The following is an 8,896-nucleotide window of genomic DNA, read 5'->3' as shown; positions in this document are numbered from 1 at the left end:
TAAGCAGCGATTGATTCGTACAAAAATCAATCAAATCAGTTCTTAAAAGAGAAGGAAAAACCGGGAAACAGAACAGTATTCCCGGTATTGCGCCGGGAATATTATTGCAGTATTGCTTTAAAAATCAGGAGATATAAAGTAAGTAAGCACTTACATAACAGCTGCGAATGCCTGTGCGACACGCTGGACGTTACGGCTGTTCAGACCGGCCACGCACATCCGCCCGCTGCCAACCAGGTAAATAGCAAATTCTTCCCGCAGCCTGTCCACTTGCTCAGCGCTTAAACCGGTGTAGCTGAACATCCCGCGCTGTTTCAGCAGATAGTCAAAATTACGCCCCGGTATGGCCTCTTTCAGCACATTAACCAGTTGTTGACGCATCGCCAGAATACGCGTGCGCATCGTTTCCACTTCTGCCAGCCAGGCGGCTTTTAATTCCGCATCACCCAGCACGGTAGCCACCACTTCAGCGCCAAAGTGCGGCGGGCTGGAATAATTACGGCGTACCGTCGCTTTAAGCTGACCAAGCACCCGTGCAGCGGCATCTGCATCTTCGCAAACCACCGAAAGCCCGCCGACGCGCTCGCCATATAAAGAGAAAACCTTCGAGAATGAGTTACTCACCAGCGCGGGCAGCCCGGCTCCCGCGATGGCGCGAATCGCATAGGCATCATCTTCCATACCGGCACCGAATCCCTGGTAGGCAATATCCAGGAAGGGGATAAGATTTCGCGCTTTCAGGACTTCCACCACCTCATCCCACTCGGCATGGGTTAAATCCGCGCCGGTCGGGTTATGGCAGCAAGGATGCAGCAGGACGATGCTCTGCGCCGGCAGGATTTTTAATGCCTCAAGGAAGGCGGCAAAGCGGACGCCATTGGTTTCGTTATCGTACCAGGGGTAAGTACTCACTACGAACCCGGCACCTTCAAAAATAGCGATGTGGTTTTCCCATGTCGGGTCGCTGACCCACACGCCTGAGTCCGGGAAATAGCGCTTGAGAAAATCTGCGCCCACTTTCAGGGCGCCAGAGCCGCCCAATGTCTGAATCGTCGCAACACGGTTTTGCGCCAGCAGCGGGTTATCCGCGCCAAACAGCAGGGGTGCAATCGCGTGGCGGTAGCTATTCAGCCCTTCCATCGGCAGGTAGAGGGACGCGCCATGCGGTTTTGCATTGATACGTGATTGTGCTTCAGCAACCGCTTGCAGCTGCGGGATGATGCTCTCTTCGTTGTAATACAGCCCGATGCTGAGATTGACTTTATCGCTTCTGGGGTCTTCTTTGAAACGCTCCATTAACGAAAGAATGGGGTCGCCAGCGTAGGCGTCGACTTTCTGAAACACGTATCTCTTCTCCGGATTAACAGTAGGCGGGAAACTCCACAATAAACCGGAACAGCGGGAAGATCGAGGGGTAGCGCTTTCGTTTGTAGAAAGCGCCAGAGGATTAATCGAGGTATTTCAGCGTCGCCCTTGAAGTCAGGCGCGTAATAAGTTCGTAAGCACTTACATTTGTTATTTCTGCGATGCGTTCAACGGGCAAACCTTCTCCCCACATCACCACTTCGTCACCGGGCTGGTCTTGTGCGTTGGGGCCAAGATCGACACAAATCATGTCCATCGCAACACGCCCGGCAATCGGTACTTCACGACCGTTAATCAGCATCGGCGTACCGGAAGGCGCGGCGCGCGGGTAACCATCGCCGTAGCCCATTGCCACCACGCCCAGGCGGGTATCGCGCTCGCTCACCCAGGTACCACCGTAGCCCACCGGTTCGCCCGCTTTATGTTCCCGCACGGCGATAAGCTGCGAGGTCAGCGTCATCACCGGTTGAAAACCAAAGTCTGCGCCCCAGGGTTTGCCACAGAGCGGCGAAACACCGTAGAGAATTATCCCAGGACGTACCCAGTCAAAGTGCGACTGCGGCCAGAGCAGCGTCCCGCCGGACGCGGCAATCGAGCGCAGGCCGGGCAAATCGTGCGTAAAGGAGGTGAAGAGATCCAGCTGGCGCTCGGTAGCGCCGCAATCCGGCTCATCGGCGCGGGCAAAATGGCTGGCGACGTTCACCGGCTGCCGCACATTTTTGCAGGCGGCCAGGCGCGCATAAAACGCTTTCGCCTCCTCAGGATGCACACCCAGGCGGTGCATACCGGTATCCAGCTTCATCCAGACGGTTACCGGCTCTTTCAGCGACGCCTTTTCCAGCGCGTCGAGCTGCTCATAGCTGTGGATCACGGTATGGAGCCGATTTTCAGCCACTAACGGCAGATCGCTGGCGGCGAAAAAACCCTCCAGCAATAAAATGGGCTGTGTTATGCCGCCTGCACGCAGTTGCAGGGCTTCTTCGAGACGGGAGACGCCAAAAGCGTCGGCATCAGGGAGCGTTCGCGCGGTCTCAAGAAGACCGTGTCCATAGGCGTTCGCTTTCACGACCGCAACCAGCTGACTGGCGGGAGCCAGTTCGCGCAGGCGTTGCAGATTGTGTCGCAGAGCGCGGCGGTTTACTACTACGGTTGCCGCTTGCATGTTTTTCCTTGCCTTTGAGTAACAATAAAGAAGGGTTATTCGTCGTCGTATTGCGGTCCCGCGTAGTTATCAAAGCGCGACCACTGCCCGTTAAAGGTTAAACGTACCGTCCCGATCGGGCCGTTACGCTGTTTACCAATAATAATTTCTGCGATGCCTTTTAAATCGCTGTTTTCGTGATACACCTCATCACGGTAGATAAACATGATCAAGTCAGCATCCTGCTCGATAGAGCCGGACTCACGCAGATCCGAGTTCACCGGGCGTTTGTCGGCACGCTGCTCCAGCGAGCGGTTAAGCTGCGACAGAGCCACCACCGGCACCTGCAACTCTTTAGCCAGCGCTTTCAACGAGCGGGAAATCTCGGCAATCTCCAGCGTACGGTTGTCCGAAAGCGACGGCACGCGCATCAGCTGAAGGTAGTCGATCATAATCAGGCTCAGCCCCTCATGCTCGCGGTAAATGCGTCGCGCGCGAGAGCGCACTTCCGTTGGCGTCAGGCCGGATGAGTCGTCGATATACATATTCCGCTTCTCCAGCAGAATACCCATCGTGCCGGAGATCCGCGCCCAGTCTTCATCATCTAACTGGCCGGTACGGATACGCGTCTGATCCACGCGGGAGAGCGAGGCGAGCATACGCATCATAATCTGCTCGGCGGGCATCTCCAGACTGAAGATAAGTACCGGTTTATCCTGCAACATCGCCGCGTTTTCGCAGAGATTCATTGCAAAAGTCGTCTTACCCATCGACGGACGCGCAGCCACAATAATCAGGTCGGAGCGCTGCAAACCGGCGGTTTTTTTGTTGAGATCCTGATAGCCCGTATCAACACCGGTCACACCATCATGCGGCTGCTGGAACAGCGTTTCGATACGCGCAACGGTCGCCTCAAGGATCTGATCGATACTCTTCGGGCCTTCGTCTTTATTCGCCCGGTTCTCCGCTATCTGGAAAACGCGCGATTCCGCCAGGTCGAGCAAATCCTCACTGGTGCGCCCCTGCGGGTCGAAACCGGCGTTGGCGATTTCGTTCGCCACAGCAATCATCTCGCGCACTACCGCACGTTCACGCACGATGTCTGCATATGCACTGATGTTTGCCGCACTTGGCGTATTTTTAGAAAGCTCAGCGAGGTAAGCGAAGCCGCCGACAATATCCAGCTGACCTTGTAATTCCAGCGATTCCGCAAGCGTAATCAGATCGATGGGTTTGCCCATCTCTTGCAGGCGGTGCATCTCGGTAAAAATATGGCGGTGCGGACGCGTATAGAAATCTTCAGCGACAACGCGCTCTGCGACATCGTCCCAGCGCTCGTTATCCAGCATTAAACCGCCCAACACCGACTGCTCCGCTTCAATCGAATGCGGAGGAACCTTCATCCCCTCGACCTGGATATCACGGGGTTCAGTCTGTTTGTTGAAGGGTTTATTTCCTGCCATAGTGAATGGAGTTACCTGGGTAATGAATGGTTCGAAAGATTATCACAGAGTTCAGGAGGAAGCATGGCGACACGCATAGAATTTCACAAGCATGGTGGTCCTGATGTGCTGCATGCCGTGGAGTTTACCCCACCCGCCCCGGCAGAAAACGAGGTGCAGGTAGAAAATAAAGCGATAGGCATCAACTATATAGACACCTATATCCGTAGCGGATTGTACCCGCCTCCCTCGCTGCCAAGCGGCTTAGGCACCGAAGCCGCAGGTGTGGTCAGCCAGGTCGGGAGCAAGGTTACGCATATAAAAGTTGGCGATCGGGTGGTGTATGCGCAATCGGCGCTGGGCGCGTACAGCACGGTGCATAATGTCCATGCAGATAAAGTGGCTGTTCTGCCGAACGCTATCTCGTTTGAGCAGGCGGCCGCCTCTTTTCTGAAAGGGCTAACGGTTTTTTACCTGCTGCGCAAAACCTGGGAAATCAAACCGGACGAAGTGTTTCTGTTTCATGCGGCGGCAGGCGGCGTGGGGCTTATTGCCTGCCAGTGGGCAAAAGCGCTCGGCGCAAAGTTAATTGGCACCGTGGGGTCTGCGCAAAAAGCGCAGCGCGCGCTGCAAGCGGGAGCCTGGCAGGTTATCAATTACAACGAAGAGAATGTTCCTGAGCGTGTGAAGGAGCTGACGGGCGGTAAAAAAGTAGGCGTGGTGTATGACTCGGTAGGCAAAGATACCTGGGAAATATCCCTCGATTGTTTGCGCCGTCGCGGTCTGATGGTGAGCTTTGGTAACGCCTCCGGGCCAGTCACCGGGGTGAATCTTGGCATTCTGAATCAAAAAGGTTCGCTCTACGCCACGCGCCCCTCGCTCAATGGCTATGTCACTAACCGCGCGGAGCTGGAAGAAGCCAGCAATGAGCTTTTCTCGCTGATCGCCAGCGGCGTCATTAAAGTCGATGTCGCGGAAAACCAAAAATTTGCCTTAAAAGATGCGCAACGCGCGCATGAAACGCTGGAGAGCCGGGCAACACAAGGTTCCAGTTTGCTGATCCCGTAAAAGATTAGGGCTTCCCGCAGGAAGCCCGTTCTTTTTTTGTTCGGCTGCATTGTAGGGTACAGCGCGATGAATACATTACGTTGAGATAGTGCCAGATTTAATAAGCATATCCTACGTCGTTATATGCAATATACCGGGAAATGTTTCAAGGTTGTGACGAAACACGCATCCTTTAATAGCGCCAGCGGTCATTTCGCGACCAGCGCGGCACCCTCGGTTCTTTGATTGCGCGAACCACCCAGACAACAGCAACCGCCAGCAAAAGCCAGGGTAACAGTTTGATCATCAAGGCGAATAAACCGCCCACAAACATCACCACCGTGGCAACGACCAGCGCCGCCAGAATGCCAAACAGGGAAATCCCCGTCACCAACAGCATGATAAAAAAGCCGATAATAAAAAGTAGTTCCAGCATGTCTCTCTCCCCGGAAAATAGCTCTTTCTTTTCCTATACAAGAAACGTGCCAGTTAGCGTTGATTGATTTAAAACGGAAAAGTCCCGCAGCACGCAACGGGACAGAGTGAATTTGACGACTTTTTGGTGAATTTTAACGATCGCGCGCCACTAAACTCAGCGCATGCTCAACCACCGCCACATCGGCGCCGGGTTTGTGCGCGTTTTCGCTTAAGTAGCGACGCCACTGGCGCGCGCCCGGAATCCCCTGGAACAGGCCGAGCATGTGCCGGGTAATATGGCCCAGATAAGCGCCCTGGCTCAGCTCGCGCTCAATGTAGAGGTACATCGCCCGCACCACGGCGACCGGGTCGGCATCGGCAACGCTCGCGCCATAAATTTCCCTGTCGACCGAAGCCAGAATGCCAGGGTTTTGATACACCTCGCGCCCCACCATCACGCCATCCATATGCGCAAGATGCGCTTTCGCCTCATCGAGAGATTTTATGCCGCCATTAATCGACATCGTTAGCTGCGGGAAATCGCGCTTCAACTGGTAGACGCGTGGATAATCCAGCGGCGGAATCTCGCGGTTTTCTTTCGGGCTAAGGCCGGACAGCCAGGCTTTGCGCGCATGGATAATAAAAGTGTCGCACTCCCCTTTACCGGCGACAGTACCGATAAAGTCGCACAGGAATTCATAGCTGTCGCGTTCATCGATGCCGATACGCGTTTTCACCGTCACCGGAATAGAAACCACGTCACGCATCGCTTTGATACAGTCAGCCACCAGCTGAGCTTCACCCATCAGGCACGCACCAAAGCGCCCGTTTTGCACCCGGTCAGAGGGGCAACCCACGTTGAGATTTACCTCATCATAGCCACGCGCTTCGGCGAGTTTGGCGCAGTGCGCCAGCTGTGCCGGATCGCTGCCGCCAAGCTGCAACGCCACCGGATGTTCTTCTTCGCTGTAAGCCAGGTAGTCGCCTTTACCATGAATAATTGCGCCGGTCGTCACCATCTCGGTGTAGAGCAGTGTGTGGCGCGATAACAAGCGTAGAAAGTAGCGGCAATGCCGGTCCGTCCAGTCAAGCATAGGCGCAACGCTAAACCGGCCATTCCAGTAGGCGTCAGATATTACGGGTTTGGCAGGGGTTTGCTCAGCGTTCGTCATTTCAGAAATACCGTACATTTATAGAAAATGGAGTCTGCGTATCTTACCGCCCAAAGCCGCGTCGTCAGGCACCAGCACCACGATAAGACAATAAGGATTTATTGTATCACAACCGACCCGGCGCCCTGTTTAAGACATTTTTTACCTTGTTGCTCTTCCGCTCTCGTCTATATTTTGAACAAGTTGTACCTATGGAAGACGAGGAACAAGGAGTGGTCTTCCCCTTTAACAGAAACACGGAGTGAATATGTCTAAACCTTATGTTCGTCTGGATAAAAATAATGCTGCCGTTTTGTTAGTGGATCATCAGGCCGGTTTATTATCGCTGGTCAGAGATATCGATCCGGATAAGTTTAAAAATAATGTCCTGGCATTAGGGGATCTGGCTAAATATTTTAAACTTCCCACCATTTTAACCACTAGTTTCGAAACCGGCCCGAACGGTCCATTGGTGCCGGAACTTAAAGAGCAATTTCCTGACGCGCCTTATATCGCTCGCCCTGGCAATATTAATGCGTGGGACAATGAGGATTTTGTGAAGGCGGTAAAAGCAACCGGGAAGAAACAGTTGATTATTGCCGGTGTGGTGACGGAAGTTTGCGTCGCTTTCCCTGCGCTGTCGGCAATTGAAGAAGGTTTTGAGGTTTTTGTGATAACCGATGCCTCAGGCACGTTTAATGAAATCACGCGCCATTCTGCATGGGATCGCATGTCCCAGGCGGGTGTGCAATTAATGACCTGGTTCGGCGCAGCCTGCGAGCTTCACCGCGACTGGCGTAATGATATCGAAGGGTTGGGCACGCTGTTCTCCAACCATATTCCTGACTACCGCAACCTGATGACCAGTTATAATACGCTGACCCAAAAATAAGGCGAGAAACCGGAGGCTCTGCGCCCCCGGTTTATTTTTTAGAAAGTCACTTTCACCTGAGCGCCCGCCCCCCAGGTTTCGTCTTCGCCGACCAGCCCCATTAAATCAAGGTGTACGCGGTTAAAGGGCGCAAACCCCACACCGCCGGTAAAGACGTTTTTATCATCCCCTTTGACATCAGCGCGATAACCGGCACGCACGGCCAGCCAGCTCAGCGGGCGCACTTCTGCGCCAACACCCACATACTGAGAATCTTCTTCGCTCTTAAAGCCCTTCGTCGCGGTTAAATCACCGTCGGCGCTCAGCGTGACCAGATCGTTATGCCACGCCACGCCAGCCGTCACGACCGGGCTGATTTGGTAGGTATCTTTATAACTTACGATGTCGCCCGTTCTGCCGTTCTCAATGAGGATCTCTTTGCTATCGATATCGCGGGAGATCAGGTTCTGACCCGTCAGACCCACCGTAAAATTCTCACTTAAATCAGCGGCTAAACCCACATCGATGTTAAAGCCAGTGTCATCGGTACGATAGCGGCTACTGTTCCAGTCACCGCTGTCGTAATCATAAATCGAGGCGGTGTAGTTATAGACCCAGGTTTTTTGCAGCTTCGGCGTTACCCCCACTGATAATGGTACCCCGCCGACATCAAACTGGCGCGCCATCGCAATCCCGAAGTCCGTGACGATAGCCGCACGACCGGAAGCAGTAGAGTTCAGGTTTTTGGTTATCTCCCGGCTACCGTCCGGCGATAGCGCGGCGTTTAAGGCTTCACTGGCTGCAACAACCGTGCTGTTTTGAATACTCCGCAGGTAATCAATATCTTGCTGATCAACAGAGGAGCTGACGCGCGCGTGCGCATAGCCTTTCGTCACAAAAGCAACTGAGAGCATATCATTTGGAATGCTGACGGCTATCCCTGCGGCGGCTTTTGCCTGTGCTGTTTTGCCCCGCAAGAAATCCAGCTCATCCGCCAGATCCTTTGCGGCGCCCTGGAAGAGATTCACCGTGCCAATAGGATCAGCGACGATCTGGCCCGGCGTCAGGCTATCAACCACGTCACTGTAGTTATCGATCTTGTCACTGATATCGTCGATTTCATCGCGCAGATTATCCTTATCGGTAATTTGCGCCTGAATGCTCGGCAGAATAATGGTTATGTCATCTTCCGGCTGCGCTTTTGCCAGCAAGGCCGGGTTGATTAAGGCACCGCTACCATAGTCTGCCGATGCAACGCCGGTACCGCCCATCGCATCATTACGTGCTTCCGCCCAGGTATTGGTTGCTCCAGCTTCATTGACAGCGAAAAAGGAGACAGCGATAGCAACCACCGACAATCTGAATGTTTTTTTCACAGTTTGCGTCTCATAATCAAATGATTTTTAAGCCTGTTTGCCACCACAAAAACAGGAATGCTCTATTGCTGTGAATAACTCAAAAA

General features: G+C 53.7%; 8 protein-coding genes. 2 read left to right on the top strand and 6 right to left on the bottom strand.

All coding sequences use genetic code 11. From position 1 onward, the window contains the following. Positions 1–150: 150 nt before the first annotated feature. From tyrB to dnaB, 3 genes are all read right to left on the bottom strand, one after another. Positions 151–1,344: an aromatic amino acid transaminase gene (gene tyrB / locus ACTU3N_RS19090; protein WP_443087706.1), complete on the bottom strand. Its 1,194-nt coding sequence runs from the start codon at positions 1,342–1,344 to the stop codon at positions 151–153. A gap of 103 nt (positions 1,345–1,447) precedes the next feature. Beyond that, the gene (gene alr, locus ACTU3N_RS19085) at positions 1,448–2,527 is read right to left on the bottom strand and encodes an alanine racemase (RefSeq protein ID WP_443087705.1); all 1,080 of its coding nucleotides are present in this window, start codon (positions 2,525–2,527) and stop codon (positions 1,448–1,450) included. 35 nt (positions 2,528–2,562) lie between these two features. Beyond that, on the bottom strand, positions 2,563–3,969 hold the full coding sequence (gene dnaB / locus ACTU3N_RS19080) for a replicative DNA helicase (RefSeq protein ID WP_443087704.1): 1,407 nt from the start codon (positions 3,967–3,969) through the stop codon (positions 2,563–2,565). Positions 3,970–4,032: 63 nt separating this feature from the next. Here dnaB and ACTU3N_RS19075 point away from each other — a divergent pair, with 63 nt between their 5' ends. Beyond that, entirely contained in the window at positions 4,033–5,016 is a 984-nt protein-coding gene (locus ACTU3N_RS19075; RefSeq protein WP_443087703.1) for a quinone oxidoreductase, read from the top strand. A 172-nt stretch (positions 5,017–5,188) separates the two neighbouring features. On the opposite strand, the gene pspG is transcribed toward ACTU3N_RS19075, so the two are convergent. Both pspG and dusA read right to left on the bottom strand, forming a co-directional pair. Next, positions 5,189–5,431 (bottom strand): envelope stress response protein PspG, encoded by a 243-nt coding sequence (gene pspG / locus ACTU3N_RS19070; RefSeq protein ID WP_443087702.1) that lies wholly within the window; start codon positions 5,429–5,431, stop codon positions 5,189–5,191. Between the two features lie 133 nt (positions 5,432–5,564). Continuing rightward, positions 5,565–6,584 carry a tRNA dihydrouridine(20/20a) synthase DusA gene (gene dusA, locus ACTU3N_RS19065; RefSeq protein WP_443087701.1) on the bottom strand — a complete coding sequence of 340 codons (1,020 nt, stop codon included), beginning with the start codon at positions 6,582–6,584 and terminating at the stop codon, positions 5,565–5,567. A gap of 247 nt (positions 6,585–6,831) precedes the next feature. On the opposite strand from dusA, the gene ycaC reads away from it, so the two are divergent. Beyond that, on the top strand, positions 6,832–7,455 hold the full coding sequence (gene ycaC, locus ACTU3N_RS19060) for an isochorismate family cysteine hydrolase YcaC (protein ID WP_443087700.1): 624 nt from the start codon (positions 6,832–6,834) through the stop codon (positions 7,453–7,455). A 38-nt stretch (positions 7,456–7,493) separates the two neighbouring features. Here the strand turns inward: ycaC and traF are convergent, their stop codons facing one another. Next, complete coding sequence (gene traF / locus ACTU3N_RS19055) at positions 7,494–8,810, bottom strand: conjugal transfer protein TraF (RefSeq protein ID WP_443087699.1); 1,317 nt, start codon at positions 8,808–8,810, stop codon at positions 7,494–7,496. Positions 8,811–8,896 lie beyond the last annotated feature (86 nt).

The organism is Vagococcus sp. WN89Y (assembly GCF_052220145.1).
Lineage (GTDB): Bacteria > Pseudomonadota > Gammaproteobacteria > Enterobacterales > Enterobacteriaceae > Kosakonia.
Note: the sequence above shows the minus strand (reverse complement) of the source record. Positions and strands in the feature narration are given on the sequence as shown.